Below are 20300 nucleotides of genomic sequence, written 5' to 3'. Positions count from 1 at the left end.
GAACCATCGTCAGTATCGGCGATCAGCGGCGTTCTCCTCTGCTGTGTTCGCACTGACGACCTCATAGAGAATCGCGCGGCCGGCGCGGGTCGCCGAAATTTCGTCCGGCGACTGGTCCGTACTCGAGTCCAGTCCGCTGTCAGTGCTACCAGAACCTCCTGCATCACCAGTTTTCGGCCGCAAAATCCGCCCGAGTCGTTGAGTAAACTCACGTTCGCTACCGCTGCCCGAAAGGACGACCGCGACGTTGGCGTCGGGGACGTCGACGCCTTCGTCGAGGACGTTCGAGGTCGCGATGCGTGCGTAGGTTCCGTCCCGGAAGGACTCGAGTAGCGATCGGCGCTCGGCGGCCCCGGTCTGGTGGGTGATCGTGGGGATCAGGAAGCGCTCGCTCACGTCGTACGCGAGATCATTGGACGCGGTGAAGACGATGATCCGGTCCTCGCGGTGGCGGTCAAGAATATTCTGCAGGGCGTCGAGTTTCGCCTCACTGCCGCGGGCGATTTCGCGGGCGCGCTGGCGGGCGAGCAGCGCCTCGCGAGCCGCGGGATCGTTCCCGGAGCGCTTGACGAGTTCCTGGTAGTCAGAGCCACTTTGCATACGGATGTTCGAGCGGGCGAGGTAGCCCGAGAACACGCCCTGCTTCGTCTCGTACTCCTCGCGCTCGGCGGACGTGAGCGACACCTCGAGTCGCTTGACGTCGTAGGCTGCGAGGTGGTCGCCCGCCAGTTCGTCGACCTCGACGCGGTGGACGAGCGGGCCGACGATTTTCTCGATGATCTCGTGGGCGTCGTCCGGTCGTTCGAACGTCGCAGTCAGTCCGAGGCGGGCGGGTGCAGCGAGCAGGCGGGCAATCTCGCGGTAGCTCTCGCCGCCGAGGTGGTGGACCTCGTCGAAAACGACGAGCCCGAACCGGTCGCCGACGGAATCGGCCTTCAGGTATGCCGAGTCGTACGTCGAGACCGTGATTGGCTCACGGCGCTGCTCGCCGCCGCCGAAGCGACCGACCACGCAGTCAAACTCGGACTCGAGTTCGCGCTGCCACTGCTCGAGCAGGTCGATGGTGGGGACGACAATGAGCGTCGGGACGGCGAGACGTTCGATGGCTTTCAGCGCAATGACTGTCTTGCCGCTGCCGGTGGGAAGTTCGAGAACGCCGGCAGGTGCGCGCTCCACAGCAGGAGTCGGCTCTTTGAGGTCGATGTCAGCCCACCGGCCCGTCTCCTGCCAGGACTCGAGTGCCTCCCGCTGATACGTCCGGAGTTCGTACGCCGAGTGGAGGGAAGCGGGGAGTTCCGGGAGGTCGAGTACCTGGTCGTTGACGTCGACTCCAGTATCGGAATTGTCCTCGACATCGACAGCAGCGGAACGGTGCTCAGTCGAAACTGCACGCAGCGCCCGCCGGATCGCGGCGTACCGAAACGCCGGCGAACGGTGGACGTCCGATCGCTGATCATGCTCGAGTTCGAGGTCCGATTTGAGCGCGCGCTTTGAAGCGTCTCGAAGTGACTCGATGCTCGTCTTCTCGCGTGCGTCGAGCCGAATCGTTCCGTCCTCGTACTGGAGTGCGATCGGCCTGGTGTCCGAGGTCCGACTCACGGACGGTGTTCGGGGAGAGAGATACATATACTGTTGGATGGTGAGAGGCCGCTCGCGCGGCTGATCGAGGGCTGATCAAGCGCTGTGCGGACGTGTGCGGCGGCGGCCACATCAAGTCACAACGCAATAACCTATCGAGTCAGGCGGCGACCTCAACCCTTTTAGTATCGCTGTTCGTTGACCCGAATATGAGTGACGACGAGGGCACGAACACGCCAGCCCAGGGTGTCCCGTCCGAGAACGAATCCGCCGAGACGGCTGCTGACGCCGACGTCGCGTCGGCCGTCGCGGAAGCTAAAGCCGACACTGAATCGGCAGATGCAGAGGCGGAGACGGACTCGGAGTTGGAATCAGAGCCGGAATCGAAGTCGGAATCTGAACCTGAACCTGAACCCGAACCTGAACAGCAATCAGAATCAGACGGCGAGCCCGACGCCCCATCCGATGAATCCGAACCGACGGAGTCGGCCGCGGATGCGGAGACAGGAGCCGCCGACTCGGATCCAGACACAGCAACGCCACAGGACACAGCCCCGGCAGACGAAGCGGATTCCGGGACAGAGCCAGCGCCAGCGCCAGAGCCAGAGGAAGCAGAGCCAGAGACGGATTCTGAGCCGGAGTCCGAAACCAAGTCTGAAACCACACCAGACGCCGACTCAGACCAGGGCCCACCCTCTGACGCCCAGCAACTCGTCGACCGCCTCGCCGAATACGATGAGGATCTCGCACAGACAATCGACACCGTCGTCAGCCAGGCACGGGAACTCTCGAGTACCGTCGAGCATCAGCGCGCCGAACTCGAGGACCTGACCGAGCGCGTCGAGGCCCAGGCCGAGACGATCGGTGACTTACAGGAGGAACTCGACGCCCGCGAGGAAGAACTCGCGGCGAAAGAGGACGAGGTTGAGGATCTAAAGAGCCGCCTCAAGCGCAAACAGGCGGACTTCCAGAACTACAAGAAGCGCGCGAAAAAGCGCCAGGACCAGATCAAAGACCGTGCAACGGAGGATCTCGTTGAGCGCCTCATTGGCGTCCGAGATAATCTAAAGCGCGCGCTGGAGGAGGGCAGCGACGACGTCGACGGTCTCCGAGACGGCGTCGAGATGACGCTGCGCGAGTTCGACCGTATTCTCGAGGACGAGAACGTGACCGAGATCGATCCCGAACCCGGGACGGAGACGGACCCACAGCGCCACGAAGTGATGATGCAGGTCGACAGCGACCAGCCGGAAGGAACGATCGCAGACGTCTACACGCCTGGCTACGAGATGGGCGAGAAGGTCATCCAGAACGCGCAGGTGACGGTCTCAAACGGCGAACTGGCAACTGACGAGGGCGGAGGAGCCGACGCCGACTCTGCAGACGACGCGGCCGCTGACAACGGTGACGACGCAGCTGACGACCAGTCCGCGTAGTCTCGGATAACGAAGCGACTGATCGATACGTCTTCGCCCACGCCGTGGTGGGTGAGTGGGTGGTCCGTTTCGTTTTCCCGTTTCGTGGTCACTGACTCGGGCGAGCACCGAAGCGCCTGCAGCATGCACTCCAACCACTTCGTGACGACGACCGCAACATACCCGGCCATCGCTTTCTGCTCCCGACTACAGCGTCGATTCGGCTCCATCACCACGCCAAGAGTTATTCAACCAGCGTCCCTAGGATGACCACTAGTCATGTTGTCAATCGGTAACACAATCCAAGCCGCGACGGCTGCCGCGCCGCTCCAGATGCAACTCGAGGACCCACTGGTGTTGGCAGGGGCGCTCGTGCTCGTCCTCGTCGTGGTCACCGTCTGGTCAATGGTCGAGATCGTCGACGCCTACGACAGAGGGGCGCTCACGATCTTCGGCGAGTACCGCAAACTCCTGGAACCGGGGCTGAACATCGTTCCACCGTTCGTCTCCCGGGTATACACGTTCGACATGCGAACGCAAACGATCGACGTGCCGAGTCAGGAGGCGATCACCCGCGACAACTCACCCGTCACGGCCGACGCTGTGATCTATATCAGGGTGATGGACGCCACGCGCGCGTTCCTCGAGGTTGACGACTACAAGCGCGCCGTCTCGAACCTCGCCCAGACCACGCTCCGGGCGGTCATCGGCGATATGGAACTGGACGACACGCTCAGCCGCCGCGAAATGATCAACGAGCGAATTCGCCAGGAACTCGACGAACCGACCGACGAGTGGGGAATCCGCGTTGAGAGCGTCGAGGTCCGCGAAGTTAACCCATCGCCGGATGTCCAGCGCGCGATGGAGCAACAGACCTCCGCAGAGCGCAAGCGCCGTGCCATGATCCTTGAGGCACAGGGTGAACGCCGCAGCGCCGTCGAGAAAGCAGAGGGAGACAAACAGTCGAACATCATCCGTGCACAGGGTGAAAAGCAGAGCCAGATCCTCGAAGCGCAGGGTGACGCGATTTCGACCGTCCTGCGCGCTCGCTCCGCCGAATCGATGGGCGAACGCGCTGTCATCGACAAAGGGATGCAAACGCTCTCCGAGATCGGCCAGGGTGAGTCGACGACGTTCGTCCTGCCACAAGAACTCTCCTCGATGGTCGGACGCTACGGCAAGCACCTCTCGGGAAGCGATGTCGAGCAACAGGACGGCCAACTCGAGAGCCTCTCGTTCGACGACGAGACCCGCGAGCTGATCGGTCTCGACGACATCAGCGAGATCATCGGCGAGATCGACGAGGAGGCCGAGATGGACATCGAGGCGATGGAGCAGGAGGCCCAGGCGATCAAAGAGGGGGAGGATATGGGCGCTGAGACGGGTGAGACGATCGACATTGCGGAGACGCGTCAGGATAGCGACGCCGACTCGGAGTAGGGTGTCAGCGCGCCCACTCACAAACGGCATCGAGCACGACACTTTTGCCCGCTGCCTGTGAGATTCAGGTATGCACGTACACGTCGTCGCCGACGACCCGGTCCGCGCGGCGCTTGTCGCCGCGCTCGGAGACGTCGACATTACCGTCGAGGACGCCGAGCCCGCAGACCTCGACGACGCCAGATTCGCCGTCGTCAGCGACGTTGCCGGCGCACAGACGTTCGAGCAGGCCAACGAGGCAGCCCTCGCTGGCAACACGCCCTGGGTCGCCGTCGAAATCGGCGGCGTTGGCGGCCATCCCCTCCCCACCGTGGACGCCGCAATCGCCGGCTTTGCCCCCGCATCCGGCCCCGGCGTCGGCTGCTACGACTGTCTTCGGACCCGTGTCGCAGCCGGGCTCGAGTCCGACGCCGACACGAACGCGACCGAAACAGCCGGCGGCCGCCCAAGCACCGACCGCTCCACTGCCCGCCTCGCCGGCGCGCTCGCCGGCCGGGAGTGCATCCGCATCTTCTCGGGTGACGAGCAGTCCGTGATCGGCCACGTACTCGAGTTGCCCCACGTCCGCCGGCGGGTGCTGCCGGTCCCGGGCTGTGCGTGTGCGTCGGGCGAGCGCGACCGGACGCTCTCGTGGGACGACGACGCGCTCGGACTCGATGCGGCGGTCGAGCACGCAGAGCAGGCGATCGACGATCGAGTTGGGATCGTCAAATCGATCGGCGAGATCGAATCGTTCCCCGTTCCCTACTACCTCGCGACGAGCGCGGAGACGCGTGGCTTTAGCGACGCGAGTGCGCCAGCGCAGGCTGCGGGTGTGGCAGACGACTGGAACGCGGCGCTGATGAAGGCCGTTGGTGAGGGGCTCGAACGGTACTGCGCTGGGGTTTACCGGGACGACGAGTTCGTCCACGCGAGCGAGGAGGACCTCGACGACGCAGTAGTGCCGACGGAACTTGTGCGGCCGGACGACGCGCCCGCCTACGACTCGTCGGTTGCGCATCGCTGGGTGCCCGGCGAGAACCTCGGGACCGGCGAACAGGTCCATCTCCCAGCCGCCGCAGTCCAGTTCCCACAGCCCGGTGAGTCGCTGGTTCCAGGCATTACGACTGGACTGGGGTTCGGTTCCTCGACCGTCGACGCGCTCCTCTCCGGCCTGACAGAGGTCATCGAGCGCGACGCGACGATGCTCGCGTGGTACTCGACGTTCGACCCGCTCGGGCTCTCCGTCGACGACCCGGCGTTCGATGTCCTCAAGCGCCGCGCGCGAAGCGAGGGGCTTACCGTGACACCGCTGCTCGTCACCCAAGACATTGACGTGCCAGTCGTTGCAGTTGCGGTGCATCGAGACGACGTGGGCGACGACTCGGCGGCTGACGCCTGGCCCGTCTTCGCTACCGGCTCCGCCGCTGGCCTCGATGCGAGCGCCGCTGCCGTCTCGGCACTCGAGGAGGCCCTCCAGAACTGGATGGAGTTGCGGAACATCGGTCCCGACGAGGCAGCCACGGCGTCCGGTGCGATCGGCGAGTACGCCACCGCGCCACTCTCGGACGCCGCGCGCTCGTTTATCGATGTCGAACAGACGGTGCCTGCAGCCAGTGTCGGGCTGATTGACGGTGGCGTGGACGAGGGCGAGGACGAAGACGAAGACGAAGGCGAGGCCAAGGCACTGCCCAGCGGACGCGACCAACTCGAGTTAGTCGTCGACCGCGTACAGGATTCGGGGCTGACGCCGTATGCCGCGCGGCTCACGACGCGAGACGTGGCTGCGGCGGGCTTCGAGGGGGTTCGTGTTGTGGTTCCGGGGGCACAGCCGCTGTTTACCGGTGAGCCGTTCTTCAGTGAACGAGCCCGGCGTGTTCCGGAGGAGATGGGATTCGAACCGCGACTGGAACGGGCGTATCATCCGTACCCCTGACTACGCGAGTCGTCTGACACAGACTCTGTCACGGTCGCTGTCGACCTGAGCAGCGCACTCGGGATCGAGACTGCGATGCCGAGGAGGGTCCTGCAAGTACTACGTGACTAGTTAGGTTTGCGAGGACAGTTACGAGTCGGAGTCAGAACTGGAGTCAGGATCGGACTCCTCCGGATCATCCGGTAGTTCCGACTCGTCCTCGAGTTCCCCTGCAGTTTCGTTGTCGATCGTTTCGTTCTCTGTTTGCTCTCCGTCGGCATCGCCGCGTTGAACCTCAATCACGAGATCGTCATCGTAGATTCGAACGGAGACGAGCATCGTCTCTGGGGTAACAGAGACCTCTCTGACATCCGCCTGTTCTTCGTCTGTCCCGTCGTATCGGACGAACCGAACGCTCTGTGTGGTCGCCTCGAGGTGGGGCGGGCTCACTCTCTGGTCCGGCGTGACGGTGTAGCTCTCGTCGTAGGTCTGGCGACCTGCCTGTTGGTCGTATGCTTCGATCGCAATGTTATGCGACCGTTCAGCCTCGCTGTGAATTTCGATGGGGATGATTCCCTGGAACCGTCCCTGAAAGTGCTCCTCGACGGCATCGACACAGCCCGCGAGACCGACGGTGGCGAGGACGCCTGCGGATCGGAGTGCCGTACGGCGGTTCACACACGCGATTCGGGACCGAGCGAACGTATGTGTTACCTTTCGTCGCCTTCATCCGCGTGCCATTCTCTCTCAATCGTTTTATTGCCGAGCACGAATGACGAGCTCTGGAAAGAGTCTCAATTGACGAGGTTGTCAACGAAACAAATCCGATGGGTGTCCACTCGGTTCGGCGACCGATCTCAGCAGCACTCGGCTTTACCGATTTCGCGATGAACTACTTCGAACTCAAGCCCGGCGAATCCGTTTCAGGCGGCTACCACACCCACCACGATCAGGAGGAGGTCTTCTATGTGGAGGACGGGACAGCACAGTTCGATACCGAAGATGGAGCCGTGACGGTCGATTCGGGCGAGGTGATCCGCTTCGCACCGGGAAAGTTCCAACAGGAATACAATCCCGAAGACGCCGATGAGCAGGTCGTGGGTTTCGCGTTCGGTTCACCGGGCGCACAGCACGAGTGGGTCCAGATTGAGTCACTGGTTCACTGTCGAATCTGCGAGGCCACGAGCTCACGATTACGGATGGGGGCGTTCGAACTCACCTGTACGGACTGCGAAAACTCGTTCGTGCTCGGATGAGTGGTACTCGAGACGAGATAACGGAGAGACTGAAGACGGGATACGGGAGAGCGCGGAGCCGATAGAGAGGAGAGGCCGGGGACGGTGGCGGATTAGCTGTCGTTCGGCGAGTAGTTCGGCGCTTCGTCCGTAATAACCACGTCGTGTGCGTGACTCTCGGCCTGGCCGGCCGAGGAGACGCGGACGAACTCGGAGCGCTCCTTGAACGCCGGAATCGTCTCTGCACCGACGTAGCCCATGCCGGACTGCATTCCGCCAGCGAGCTGGTGGAGTTCAGACTGGAGCGAGCCCTTGTACGGCGTCGCTGCTTCGACGCCTTCCGGAACGTAGTCTTCCTCCTCGTCTGGCTCTTCTTTGAGATACCGGTCGCTGTCGCCCGATTTCATCGCGCCGACGCTGCCCATACCGCGGTACTGCTTGTACTTCTTGCCGTTCATCGTGACGACGCGGCCGGGCGCTTCGTCGGTGCCGGCGAAGTAGGAGCCGAGCATGACGGCGTCTGCACCCGCGGCGACTGCCTTGATCGCGTCGCCGGAGTACCGAATACCACCGTCTGCGATGACGGGAACGTCGTGCTCGTTCGCGACATCTGCGACCTGCGCCACGGCCGTGATCTGGGGCATTCCCGATCCCGAGACGACGCGGGTCGTACAGATCGATCCAGGTCCAATACCGACCTTGAGGCCGTCTGCGAACTCGACAAGCTCTTCGGCCGCCTCACGGGTCCCGATGTTGCCCACCACGACGTCGGCGTCGACGCTCTCTTTGATCTCGCGAGCGCCGTCGATGACGTTCAGGTTGTGTGCGTGTGCGGTGTCGATGAAGAGTACGTCCGCGCCGGCTTCGTCCGCGGCTTCGGCGCGCTCCTGTTCGAACGGGCTGACTGCAACCCCACAGCGCAGGCGGTCGTCCTCGTCGCGAACGGCTTCCTTGTACTCGCGGCGCTGGAGAATCCCCTGCATCGTCACCAGGCCAACGAGGAGGTTCTCGTCGTCGACGACCGGAATACGCTCGATCTTGTGCTCGTACATCAGATCGAACGCCTCGCGGGCGTTGATGTCTTCTGGTGCCGTGATGACCTCGTCGGTCATCGCTTCCGTCACCGGGTCATCCTCGTTGACCTCGAGGTGCGGCCGGATGTCGGTACTCGAGATGATGCCGAGCACTTCGCCGTTGGTGTTGACGACGGGTGCGCCGCCGACGCCCTGTCGAGCCATCAGGTCGTCGACTTCGCGGACGGACATCTCGGGATCTGCGGTGACGACGGAGTCGAAGGGGATGACGAGCTCGTCTGCGCGCTTGACGCGCTCGATTTCCTCGACCATCTCGTCGATGTTCATGTTGCGATGGAGGACGCCGAGGCCGCCGTGGCGGGCCATCGCGATTGCCATGTCGCTCTCGGTGACGGTGTCCATCGCGGCGGAGAGAATCGGGACTGAGAGCTTGACAGAGGTCGATACGTTCGATGTGAGGTCTGCATCGTCCGGTTCGACACGACTCTCCTTGGGTCGAAGGAGGACGTCGTCGAACGTAAGCGCCTCTGGTACAGTGAGTTTCGAAGAGTACGGCTCGTGCTCAGGAACGTCGTTCGCCATGTAAACTGTCCGAACGCCCGAGCAAAAAGCGTTGCGAGATACATACTGAATGCGAACTGCTGACGGATGTGGTGAGTTCAGACAACGAGAGAAACAACCGAGGAGTACAACACGTGCATAGAACGACCGTACAAGCGCCCAGCGGTTTGATTTGCTGTCCACCGTTTGTACAGTTCGGGTTGAGGGATCCCACCTGTCGGGCAAATAAGTGCACCTTCGTCAGGATCTGCGCGTTGACGGCGAAAATATGCCGAGTTGTGTAACCGTATCTCACGCAACGTTTATTGATAGCCCGGTGTTCCACTCGTGTATGAACGCTGTGAGTTCCAGCGAGACCCGAACCGTTGGCCGGACGAACGCCGTCTCCGTCGCCAAAAATATGTTCGGGAAATTTACAATTCCTCTTACACTCACAGCACGAGGCCGTATCCGGACAAACTGGCGGGTATCGAGCCTGTCCGTGCGTGACCGGTTATCATATCACCCATCGGCCTCGGGTCATGGCCATCGTTCCTAATCGATGAGCGCATCTCAGCATCCGGTCGCACTCCGTCTTGAGCGATTAGTCGGTGGTGACGCCAAGCTGTTGGCACTCGTGATGATGCTCCCGCTGATCGATGGCGTCTTCCCGGCGCTGATCATGGCGGGTGCGATCGACGATCCGTGGAGCGCCATTCAGGTTGGCCTCCTCATCTTCGGCGGCAGTGCAACCGTCGCGGTCATGCTTGCCGAGATGAGCGGGACGCCCCGCGAACAGGTTGCAATCGTCCTGCTCGTCGGTATCCCGCTCATACTGCTTGCTGCCGTGCAAGCCGCACTTGCTCCGGCAATCGAGACGGTCCTGAACGAGGAGACCATCAAGCGCTTCGCTGCAGTCGTCATCCTCGCGATCGCCGCAAAAACTGCAAGTGCGACTATCGGCGAGTATCTGCCAAGTCCGGGCGTCATCATCGGACTCGGGCTGATCGCGAGTATCGACCCGAACGGCGCTGCGTTCACCCTGATGGACGACCCCGCACTCGTCGTGAACGCGACGCTCGCCGCGGTGTCCGGCGTCGCGTTCGCACTCGCGATCGCAATCAGCGGTCCGTACCTGCACAAGTACATGGACATCGACCGCTTCCGGTTCGGAAGCGCTGTCGCGCTTGGACTGCTACCACTGTCGCTGCTCGGCATGGCCTTCGGACAGGCCCCACTGGCCGCTCTCGTCGTGGCGGCCCTCTTCGCGATCGACCTCCCGTTCGAACGCGACTCGGACTCGGCCGGTTCGGACGGTCCATCTGACGGTTCGTCACCGGTTGCCACGACTGCGTCAGCAGCCACGAGTGTCAGCACGCCATCACCGAGCCCAACGGCATCGTCGAACTCGTCACCAACCCCGTCGTCGTTCGTCCCTGCCGTCGGAACCGGACCACTCGCCGGTGGCGGCGAGGATAGTTCCGACGAGTCAACGCCTGTTACAACCGTCGCAGACGGTTCGGGATCGAAGGGGGGTGCAGAGGCGACTGCGGCCGAAACCAAGCGTGAGCGCGAGAGTAAGAGTAAGGGCGAGAGTGGGCGTGAAGCCGATCCTGAGTCCGAACGTGAACGTGAACGTGAGCACGAGCGCAAACAGACACAAACACAGGTTCAGGCCCAGAGCCACAGCCACGACCAATCGACGAGCCAGGATGACGACGACAACGGACCCTACCCTGGTGACGACACGACTGAAACCGAAGGACGGGCCCCATGGCTGTAGTCCGAATCGAAACCACTTTAGGCACCATCCCCCAACGAGATATCGAGGGGTCGTGGCCAAGCCAGGGATGGCGACTGACTCCAGAGGCACCGCGCCCGGGACGACACTCCAGACTGATATACTGATCGGACACCTGATCAGTGTCCGTGTGATGACCCTCTGGAGTTCCGAGGCGCACCGGAGATATCAGTCGATCGGGGGTTCAAATCCCTCCGACCCCATACCTCTGCGCCGAACAAACCCGTGAGGTGCAGGTATATAATTCGGAGGAGTTGAATCAGGGAGCAGCTTTGCTGCGACTGTGGTTCAAATCCCTCCGACCCCATTTCCTCACTGCGAACAATTTCGTGAGCGGTGCGTAATGGACGAGCGATGGATGTGAACGAGACCGAGGCTCTGCGAACACAGTGAGCAGGTTCTCGGACGTTATTCACATCCCTCTGACCCCATACTTCTGCTGCGAACTAATCCGCGAGCAACAGCAATTGAACAACGAAAGCCTGAACGAGACGATTTTCGCACCGCACACAACACCGTGCGCGAGATAGAGTTTCATAGAAGACTGTTCACGGTGTACTCGAGTCTAGCTAGCAACCATAGCCACAGAGTGGACGTGGATAGTGGTGAGGTTTTCGAGAGGGCAACTGTGCCAGATGAACTCCAAGCACGATAGCGGTTTGCGGGGCTCCTGGCCAGAATCTATGTCACCGACAGGTAATTCATGCGAAGAGTGTCAGGGTAGTCATCCCTGACAGACAAAATACACGTGTTGCAGACGTGTTGGAATGCTAGCCTCGCAGTAGGGGGTACTCCGGCTACGAGACCGTTCCGACATTGAGGGGAAACCGTAATAACGCATTATTTGCGGGCAAGTGTTGCCATCACATACCATAAAGGGTAAAACGATAGTTTGTCAGGTGAACTGACCGTCGTTGATGGTGAGAGACGGGATCGTTTTAGCAGGGCGGTTCCTATGAGTGTTGATGACACCCCCAGTACCAGCGAATAATGAGCGGCGGCTTCATCGAGCCCAACGACGTGATAGTCGGGGACGACATGCCCAGCACGTCCGTTCCAGTATTGCCCGATCGCAGCGACTCAACCCGGTCGTACCGTTCGGCCAAAGCGTTCGGGGAGACCGTTCAGTAGTTAATCAGAAGACAAGGCGGGATGCAGGTGATGACCCCCGTGAGAGTGACGAAGACGAAAACGACGAGAACACCGAACGCGATGGATCAGCGTCCAAGGACGACCAGGACGCTGCTCGGCAGGCAACCCACACGAATCGCACACACCGACGGACGAGGCGACGTGGCACGCAGACACACAGCAGGGCGCGATCACTTCGGGAGAGACGGCTGACGCCATCGAAAACCAGTGTCGACGACCGAGGGAGTGAACGCACTGTCACCGTTCCAGAGCAACAGCTCGTGCAACTTCAGAATACGCTCATCGCTGTCGCACGTGCGGCAAATATCTCGATTGGAGCACCGTGTACGCGCTGTGAGCGCAGTTATCTGATGGCGTCGGATGGCCTGTTGTTCTGTCCGCACTGTAAGTATCGACGCTCGCTCTGAGCCACGTTTGACCCAGCACAAGCGGGCGAAAAACGGTGGATGTGAGGGGTGGATGGTGAGGGGAAGTGGGAAGCGGATAAGCGCGTGAAGCGCGAGTGACCGTTTGGCCACTTCGGTGTGAGGTCGTGTGGGCGGGGACTGGGTCACGACCTCGGTGGCGAACGCAAGCTATCGCAGCGGTACGAACCGAAACACACCGACGGGGTACGTCACACGCCGGTATCCCGTCGTAGATGCGCTGCAGGCGACGACTTCTGGTCACGTCGTCCCTGCGTTTCGTCCCTGTATACCGGAACACGTCCGGCAACCGTGACAATCACGACGGCCTACGTATAGTCACTTCCGTCTCGCGTGCTGTGAGAACCACTGTTTACCAGACCTGTATCGGCAGGAAACGCGACGAACGGGTAGTTGCGCGGCCTCCATTATTGAAAAACCAAACGAACGTATTGCCAACCAGTGTTCAGAAGACTAACGTGCAATAATATCGGTGAGGGAGGCATATTAGCCACAACAACTAGATTGATTAGTGGACAGACCGTTACTTCTCATGTCGGCTANACTAACGTGCAATAATATCGGTGAGGGAGGCATATTAGCCACAACAACTAGATTGATTAGTGGACAGACCGTTACTTCTCATGTCGGCTCCCCGCCGACCCCGCGACGCATTGGCTACCAACTGACAATTGCGAGTGCCGGTGGAACACTCTGCTCAATCGTCGGCGGCAGGCATTCGTGGCTGTGTGCCTGTCGCCATCTTCCAGACACACCTTTTGCGGTCCAATCCAGACTGACTGAGAACCAGCGCGGTCGCGTCCAACACTGACGAGATGGATCCATTACTACCCTAGCCGTTAAAACACCAAATACAGCATCTGACACTGGCGTTCAGGACCTTCACTCAAACGGCAGCCACCCACGGTGAGTTCCCGGCGACCGTCAATCAGCGCGGGAACGAGTGCTCACCGTCGGAGAGTCGGTCGCCGTCTCGAGTGCACGGTGTGCGTAGAACGCGACCGAGAAATCTTGGGGGCTCGGAATCGCACAGGCGAGCCAGCCGATCGCGATAGCAGTCGCAATCGGCGTGTCGATGTCAACGGGAACTGCAACAGGCGAGACGAAGCCAGCACCAACGGCGAAGACGGGGACTGCGAGTGCCAACGGCGCGAGCGCCGCGACCCGAAGTATCCACGCGGGTTCGTGCCCGCGGGGTTGCGGATGCACGACTGCCCACGGACGCCCAGCGAGTATCCCTGCGAATCCCGCAGCGCTCCCTGGGAAGTACGCGAGCTTGTAGTCGATCCGCGCAACGCGAAGGACGAGTGCGTGCATCCACTCGTGTGCCAGCAGGCCGACGACGACCGCAACCGCCAGCGCCCCACCACTCAGGGCCACCGTTACCATACTTTCACTCATCGTTCGGACGGGAACCACCCGAGTGACACATCCCATCGCCGTGATATCGTTCGTCCAGCCATCCCACCACCAAAGTGGTTAGCGTCGATCAGCAAATCCACCCGCCTGCATCGATGGGCGCTTTAAGTGGGGGCGAGTATAGCGCGCCAATGGTTAAGTGGCATCGAATGGTGTTGTATACCATGGCACTACGAGACACACTCGAGTTCGGCCACGCCGACCGGAAGGCCATCTACGAGTACGTCGAGCGCCATGGCACCGTCCCCCCCGAGGAAGTCCAGGAGCGACTCGGGATCGATCCCGGCGGCTTTCGCCACCACGCCGCGATCCTCAAACGCGACGGACAACTCGAGGAGACTGATGGTGAGCTCCACGTCACGATCGACGCCGGAGCCGAAGAGGAGTACGCCGCCGGCGAGGTCGCGTTCCACATCCGACCGGCCAGACAGGAAGACCTCGCGGGTATTGTCGGCGCAATTCGACAGGTTGCCGAAGAGAAAACCTACATCGAAGGCGAAAGCGTCGCCGACGAAATCGATCACGAACAGGCCCTGCTCAGACACAACGAACTCGAGTCCCGGATGTTCTTCGTCGCGACCGTCGAAGACGAGGTCGTCGGCTGGGTCCACCTCTACGCGCCCGAACTCGAGAAGTTGAGTCATACGGCCGAACTCACCGTCGGCGTTGTGGAAGGCTACCGCGGTCACGGGATCGGTTCGCACCTGCTCGCGCGTGGACTCGAGTGGGCTGGTTCGAACGGGTACGAGAAGGTCTACCAGAGTGTTCCCTCGAGCAATGAGGAGGCGATTGCGTTCCTCGAGGCACACGACTGGGAGACGGAGGCTGTTCGAGAGGACCATTACAAGCTCAACGGCCACTACGTGGACGAGGTCATGATGGCGATTGAGCTGTAGGGATACCTCTCCCGATACGATGGTGATCGACAGCTGTCAGAACTCAGTCTGTCACGGTTGACGGCCAGCAGAACAGTCGGCTTGGGATCGAGCCGGTTTCGACTTCAGCTTCGGCCTCGTCTTGGTCTTGGTCTTGGTCTTGGTCTCACTCTGACTCTCGGTTTCGAGCCACTCTACTCGAGTAGGACGAGTAAACCGGGAGTGAGCGAGTAGTGCCAGCGGCGACGGGTAGTGACTCGCGGCCAGCAATCAGCGTGGACTCTCCTCCTGTTCGGCCAGCTCGAACAAGTCGCCGTACCCTTCGTCCGTCGGCAACTGGTCGCGAACGTCGTCGATCGCGCCCGGTTCGACGGCCTCAGTCACGACCTCCATGACGATCTGAGCGTGAAACGCGGCGTCGGCCCGGTCGTCCTCGCCAACTTCCGAGCGTTCGCTGACTCGGTCGATGAACTCCTCGAACTCGAAGCGTTCGACATCGTCGACGTCCTCGAGGAACCGGCCGAGCTCTTCCGGCAGCTGTGCGCCCAGGTTCTCGGCCTCGCCCGGCTGGATGCGCTCCGAAAGCGTCGTCAGTGTCGCCCGCGAGATGCTCAGCGCGGCCTCTCGTGAGTCGAGCTGTGCACCGTGTTGAACCTCGCCGATGACGTCGTCGTACTGCATAAGTCGGCCTTCCGTCCCACTGCAGTTGAGATTGAGCCCTCAGCAGAAAGGTGGCTGAGACGAATTGCAGATTGTCGGTATAGCGCGCTACACGCCTCGTTTTCGTTGTCCATTGTTCCCGACCGGTTGCTCGTGTCGCCGAGCCGTCCCTGTAGAACCGTGTCCCAGAACCGAAAGACAATTTGAGCGGACGGAGCTACTGGTTCCCATGCTTTCGATCGCACTTGCCGGAAAGCCAAACGCCGGCAAGTCCACGTTCTACACCGCGGCGACGATGGCCGAAGTCGACGTCGCCAACTACCCGTTCACGACCATCGACGCCAACCGCGGTGTGAGCTACGTCCGCACCGACTGTCCCTGCCTCGAGCGCGACGAGCGCTGCAACGCCGACGACTGCGAGGATGGCAAACGCTACGTCCCGATCGAACTCATCGACGTCGCTGGTCTCGTCCCCGGCGCACACGAGGGCAAGGGCCTCGGGAACCAGTTCCTCGATGAACTCACGAACGCCGACGTCATCATCAACGTGATCGACGCCTCCGGCGGCACCAACGCAAAGGGCGAACCCGTCGACATCGGCGAGCACGACCCACTCGAGGACATCGACTTCGTCGAGGAGGAGATGGACCTCTGGCTCGCGGATATCGTCGCGCGAAACTGGGAGTCCGTCGAGCGGAAGTCTCGCTCGCCCGACTTCGACATCGACGAGGCGCTCGCGGACATGCTCTCGGGCTTCGGTGCCTCGCCGACACAAATTGCGACTGTCCTCCGGGATCTGGACTACCCCGAGGACCCAATTCAGTGGGAGGACGAGCACCGCGAAGCCCTTGCCCGCGACGTCCGCCAGCGAACCAAGCCGATCGTCGTCGCAGCGAACAAGATCGACGTGGCTCCCCAGGAAAACGTCGAGCGACTGCTCGAACTCGACAAGCCCGTTATCCCGACCACGGCCGAGGGCGAACTCGCACTCCGCCGTGCTGCCGACAACGACCTCGTCGACTACGACCCTGGCGACGAGGCACTCGAGATCGGCGACGGCGTGAGTGACGCACAGCGGGAGGCACTCGAGGGCCTCGCCGACACGATGGGCGAGTGGGACGGAACGGGAATCCAGTCGGCGCTGGACTACGCAGTCTACGACTTGCTGGATCACCTAACGGCCTACCCGGTCGAGGATGCGTCGAAGTGGTCCGATGGGAGTGGAAACGTGCTTCCGGATGCCTTCTTGTTACCAGACGGGGCGACGCCGGTCGATCTCGCGTATACAGTGCACTCCGATATTGGCGACGGGTACCTCCACGCAGTCGACGCGAAGTCGGGCCGAGACGTGGGTGAGGACTACGAACTCGCAGAAGGTGACGTTATCAAGATCGTATCTACTAACTGACTCTATTGTGACAAATAAGACTCTGCGTTTTAGGCGGGCGCGGTGATCAGTACAGGCGAAGGACTGAGCGAACAGACAGACATAACGCAGGGAGATTTATGTCTTCTTGATTACCAATCACAGTATGGTCAGTAGTGGTACTCTTTCGGGCGTGAAAAATTCGGAAATCTCGTTGCTAAATGCAGTTTCGATTGTTGCCGCTACTGCACCGTTTGGATACCTCTTCGAGTTTCTTTTCACGGTTCACGTAGTCTCTGATGAGACGAGAGCGGTGTGGTTAACAACTGTCGCATTCGCCGTTCTGGGCTTGATTGTCTGGTCTATTCGGTCTTAAGCCAGACTGGTCAATTTGCACCAGTAGTGACCGCGAAGGTCGAAGCAGATCAAGATGGAGTTTATAGTTGTGTACACTGTGTGTACTCAGATATGGTTATCAAGATCATGAGTACGAATTAAAGAAACCAATACTTCCTCGTTCCTACTTTTGTCGAGGGGCTTCCCTCTGAAATTTGGAAGCAGCACTGTAGCGGATGGGTGCTACGGTCCTACACCCCGGAAAAGACGGATCAATGCGACGATAGGGCGGATCACTTTCATTACCGCATCCGCGATAATCAGGTCTCGTTCGTGTCTGCGATCGTAACTGTACAGGCCGGGGACAAGCACCAGTGGGAGAATTAGTAATAGCACTCCGACAACTGGTTCTGCTCTTCCCAGTAGTTCTGTATCAACCCAGTAAAGACTAAACCCGACCAGAAGTGTTACCATTCCGGTAATCGCTATTGCATAGGCGATTCGCGATGCCTCAAGGAGTACTGTCTTGCGTGAATAGCCGAAAATCCGGTCCGAATTGCTGGCCATTGTTTCCCATACGTTCTGGTTGGATAATAGCGTTGGGTGTTCTGTCCCATACTGATCCTGTACAGTTACGGACCACTCGAGTACCACCCACAACTGCGGAAATTCCAGTGAAGAATTTGTGCCGGGGAGTGTCGTAAAACCAGGCCGGACCACGGAGTGATCGCTGGAAATCTATTCGACTGTGGAGTCAGTACTCCGGCCGTTGAGCCTGAATGACATCCGAAAGCTGCAGGTGCTCGTCGGCAAGGAGTTCGTTGAGGTCATCAGCAGTGATGATTCCGACCAGTTCGTTACTATCGTCACAAACAGGGAGCCGACGGATACCATGCTCACTCATCAGTTCGGTTGCCTCGTAGAATCCGGCCGTCTGATCGACAGTTGTGATATTGTCGGACATAACATCACTAGCTGTCGTTTCTGCGGGATCCATCCCGTCACCGAGTACGCGCGTTGCGAGGTCGCGGTCGGTAACGATCCCGATCGGTTCGTCACCGTCAGTGATCACAACGCTGCCGACGTGGGACTTATCCATGCGTGTTGCGAGTTCCTGAACGGACTCATCTTCGTGTGCCGTTACGACATCGCTTCGGGCAAGGCTTTCAATAGGCATGAACCCGCCTCGCTGTCCCACTAACACCGATATAAATCCCCACCGTACCACCAACTCACCATGACTTTCAGGCTCGGTCCCGAGAAGAAAGCACAACGTGGTCTGCCGCAGGTCCATCCCTCATGACTGGTCGATCCACCTCACTCCCCCCGAGTCGGCGGCCACAACCAGCAGCGCTTCGTCGCGACATCCCATCCGGCATATCGACGACGCTGGACGAGACTGAAGATGTGCGGAGAAGTCAATTCTCTGCGAGAGACTCACCGACGCTGCTTTTGGATCCCGTCCAACGCGGCCGAACGGGATGGGTATCCGATTCCGAGTGCATCGCAGTCCAAACACTCCCAGCGGTACTCGCCTCTGAACCCCCGGATCGAAACGACGCCATCGCAGTCGGGACAGCGCTTCCGCCGGCGTGACTCTCGTACCTGTGTGAGAATATCCATGACGTTTCGATTCTCGTTCATTCCAGTTCCACTTTCTGTTGTCTATCGTCTCGGTATAGGCTTTCTCGTTCGTGGCTCCGACCGGTAGCTGATACCACGTTGGAATCAGTTTTGACAACTGCGTACGCGATTGGGTTGCTCCAGTAGTGAGCGGCCAGCCCATGACAGTGCGTCTCCACAGCGCACAATGCTGGCTCTCGGGGGCGAGTACCGGTAAACCAGGACACCGATCCGTAGGAGAGGGTGAATCAGTAAGATGTGGCTGTGTCCGTCGAACGTCGCTGCGCGAACGCGGATGGGAGGGGTATGCGGTCAGTTGAGCCAGGATCAACGCCCGGACCAGTCGTCGGTGAGTTGAGTAGTTGGAGTGGGTAAAGTACCACGTGTCAGGTGACCCGTGGAACTCTCGCTGTTCTCTTTAGATGATGCCCATCGCGTCGAGACGCTCCGGCAGATACGTATCCGTCACGAAGTCCAGACCGTGAGACGCGAGCGACTGCTGTTCGGACTTCTTCTCGATCTCTAACTGCAACTCGATCTGCTCCTCCCAGTACTCCGTCTGGAAGCGCGGGTCCTCGAGTTCACTCTCCAGCGCGTTGATGTCCGAATCCGACAGCGGGTCGGTCGGCAGGTCGTACTCGACGATGTCGGCGGGCTGGATGCCGATGTACTTGGCCTCAGGCGTTGCGAGGTACTCCGAGAGGTGTGCCGACTTGATCGAGCCGTAGGCGACCGAGCCGTAGATGCGGTACGACCACGGGTCACCGTCGGCGAAGACCGTGACCGGCAGGTCGAGTTCGTTGTGCAGCCGCTTCGTGATGCGCCGCGTCGCACGGGCGGGCTGGCCCTTCAGGTGGACGATCAGTGCGTTGTACTCCTCGTCGAAGCCGTTCTCGACGAGGCGGTCGCGCATACCACCGGTCTCCACCGCGAGGATGAAGTCCGCGTCAGTGCCTAAGAACTCGATCGTGTCCGGGTTGTTCGGAATCTGGTAGCCACCCTCGCCAACGTCCTCCTGACAGTGGATCTCGCGCTCGCCGCGACGGGTCTGCTCGCGCAGGTGCAGCGGGCCCATGAGGGTCGCACCGGATTCTTCCGGGCGCATGTGGAAGTCTTCACGGGTGACGCCGGAGACGATCTCCAGATCCTCGATCAGACCGTTGGACTCGTCCTGGTCGTTGAACTGGGCTTCCTTGTTGTCCCAGCTTTCGGAGAGGTAGTAGAGTTCACGCAGGGTCGACGAGCGGTCTTCCTCTAACTGGTCCGCGAGGAACTCGATGGTGTAGACGGCCTTCAACAGTTTGCGCGCGCCACGGACGGAGTTGGCCGAGCGGGTCGATTCGCGGTCGCCATAGACCCAGACGTCCATCTCCTCGTCGTACTCGATGTTGTTCTTCGTCCGCGTCGGCACGGACATGTGCGGAATCTCGCCCAGTTCGAACTGGTCGTAGAACTGTGCCGCGAGATCGATCAACTGCGCTCTGGCTTGCTCGTTGTCTGCGCTCAT

General features: G+C 60.6%; 15 protein-coding genes and 1 tRNA gene. 8 read left to right on the top strand and 8 right to left on the bottom strand.

Annotation, left to right across the window (positions count from 1 at the left end):
- Nucleotides 1-9: 9 nt before the first annotated feature.
- Nucleotides 10-1626, bottom strand: a complete 1617-nt coding sequence (locus tag C482_RS07990) for a DEAD/DEAH box helicase family protein (RefSeq protein ID WP_006167026.1) — start codon at nucleotides 1624-1626, stop codon at nucleotides 10-12.
- Nucleotides 1627-1787: 161 nt separating this feature from the next.
- Here C482_RS07990 and grpE point away from each other — a divergent pair, with 161 nt between their 5' ends.
- The 3 genes from grpE to C482_RS07975 all read left to right on the top strand — a co-directional run bounded on the left by grpE (nucleotide 1788) and on the right by C482_RS07975 (nucleotide 6348).
- Entirely contained in the window at nucleotides 1788-3014 is a 1227-nt protein-coding gene (grpE, locus tag C482_RS07985) for a nucleotide exchange factor GrpE (RefSeq protein WP_006167025.1), read from the top strand.
- Nucleotides 3015-3272: 258 nt separating this feature from the next.
- Nucleotides 3273-4433: an SPFH domain-containing protein gene (locus C482_RS07980; protein ID WP_006167024.1), complete on the top strand. Its 1161-nt coding sequence runs from the start codon at nucleotides 3273-3275 to the stop codon at nucleotides 4431-4433.
- Between the two features lie 70 nt (nucleotides 4434-4503).
- Nucleotides 4504-6348 carry a YcaO-like family protein gene (locus C482_RS07975; RefSeq protein WP_006167023.1) on the top strand — a complete coding sequence of 615 codons (1845 nt, stop codon included), beginning with the start codon at nucleotides 4504-4506 and terminating at the stop codon, nucleotides 6346-6348.
- 129 nt (nucleotides 6349-6477) lie between these two features.
- Here the strand turns inward: C482_RS07975 and C482_RS07970 are convergent, their stop codons facing one another.
- On the bottom strand, nucleotides 6478-7005 hold the full coding sequence (locus tag C482_RS07970) for a hypothetical protein (protein ID WP_006167022.1): 528 nt from the start codon (nucleotides 7003-7005) through the stop codon (nucleotides 6478-6480).
- Between the two features lie 104 nt (nucleotides 7006-7109).
- On the opposite strand from C482_RS07970, the gene C482_RS07965 reads away from it, so the two are divergent.
- A complete protein-coding gene (locus C482_RS07965; protein WP_049896562.1) occupies nucleotides 7110-7583 on the top strand; it encodes a cupin domain-containing protein in 474 nt (157 codons plus the stop codon).
- A 92-nt stretch (nucleotides 7584-7675) separates the two neighbouring features.
- Here the strand turns inward: C482_RS07965 and guaB are convergent, their stop codons facing one another.
- Entirely contained in the window at nucleotides 7676-9178 is a 1503-nt protein-coding gene (guaB, locus tag C482_RS07960) for an IMP dehydrogenase (protein ID WP_006167020.1), read from the bottom strand.
- Between the two features lie 520 nt (nucleotides 9179-9698).
- Here guaB and C482_RS07955 point away from each other — a divergent pair.
- Nucleotides 9699-10919, top strand: a complete 1221-nt coding sequence (locus tag C482_RS07955; RefSeq protein WP_006167019.1) for a DUF5794 domain-containing protein — start codon at nucleotides 9699-9701, stop codon at nucleotides 10917-10919.
- A gap of 46 nt (nucleotides 10920-10965) precedes the next feature.
- A tRNA-Trp gene (locus tag C482_RS07950) sits at nucleotides 10966-11140 on the top strand.
- Nucleotides 11141-13438: 2298 nt separating this feature from the next.
- Here C482_RS07950 and C482_RS07945 read toward each other — a convergent pair.
- Nucleotides 13439-13903, bottom strand: coding sequence for a hypothetical protein (locus C482_RS07945; RefSeq protein ID WP_006167018.1), 465 nt, complete (start codon nucleotides 13901-13903; stop codon nucleotides 13439-13441).
- 194 nt (nucleotides 13904-14097) lie between these two features.
- On the opposite strand from C482_RS07945, the gene C482_RS07940 reads away from it, so the two are divergent.
- On the top strand, nucleotides 14098-14829 hold the full coding sequence (locus tag C482_RS07940; protein ID WP_006167017.1) for a GNAT family N-acetyltransferase: 732 nt from the start codon (nucleotides 14098-14100) through the stop codon (nucleotides 14827-14829).
- 249 nt (nucleotides 14830-15078) lie between these two features.
- On the opposite strand, the gene C482_RS07935 is transcribed toward C482_RS07940, so the two are convergent.
- Nucleotides 15079-15489: a DUF2267 domain-containing protein gene (locus C482_RS07935; RefSeq protein ID WP_006167016.1), complete on the bottom strand. Its 411-nt coding sequence runs from the start codon at nucleotides 15487-15489 to the stop codon at nucleotides 15079-15081.
- 208 nt (nucleotides 15490-15697) lie between these two features.
- On the opposite strand from C482_RS07935, the gene C482_RS07930 reads away from it, so the two are divergent.
- A complete protein-coding gene (locus C482_RS07930; protein WP_006167015.1) occupies nucleotides 15698-16876 on the top strand; it encodes a redox-regulated ATPase YchF in 1179 nt (392 codons plus the stop codon).
- Between the two features lie 537 nt (nucleotides 16877-17413).
- Here the strand turns inward: C482_RS07930 and C482_RS07925 are convergent.
- The 3 genes from C482_RS07925 to C482_RS07915 form a co-directional block, all read right to left on the bottom strand.
- Nucleotides 17414-17737 carry a hypothetical protein gene (locus C482_RS07925; protein WP_006167014.1) on the bottom strand — a complete coding sequence of 108 codons (324 nt, stop codon included), beginning with the start codon at nucleotides 17735-17737 and terminating at the stop codon, nucleotides 17414-17416.
- 187 nt (nucleotides 17738-17924) lie between these two features.
- Entirely contained in the window at nucleotides 17925-18347 is a 423-nt protein-coding gene (locus C482_RS07920; protein ID WP_006167013.1) for a CBS domain-containing protein, read from the bottom strand.
- 864 nt (nucleotides 18348-19211) lie between these two features.
- On the bottom strand, nucleotides 19212-20300 hold the full coding sequence (locus C482_RS07915) for a DNA topoisomerase IV subunit A (protein ID WP_006167012.1): 1089 nt from the start codon (nucleotides 20298-20300) through the stop codon (nucleotides 19212-19214).

The organism is Natrialba chahannaoensis JCM 10990, from assembly GCF_000337135.1.
Lineage (GTDB): Archaea > Halobacteriota > Halobacteria > Halobacteriales > Natrialbaceae > Natrialba > Natrialba chahannaoensis.
Note: the sequence above shows the minus strand (reverse complement) of the source record. Positions and strands in the feature narration are given on the sequence as shown.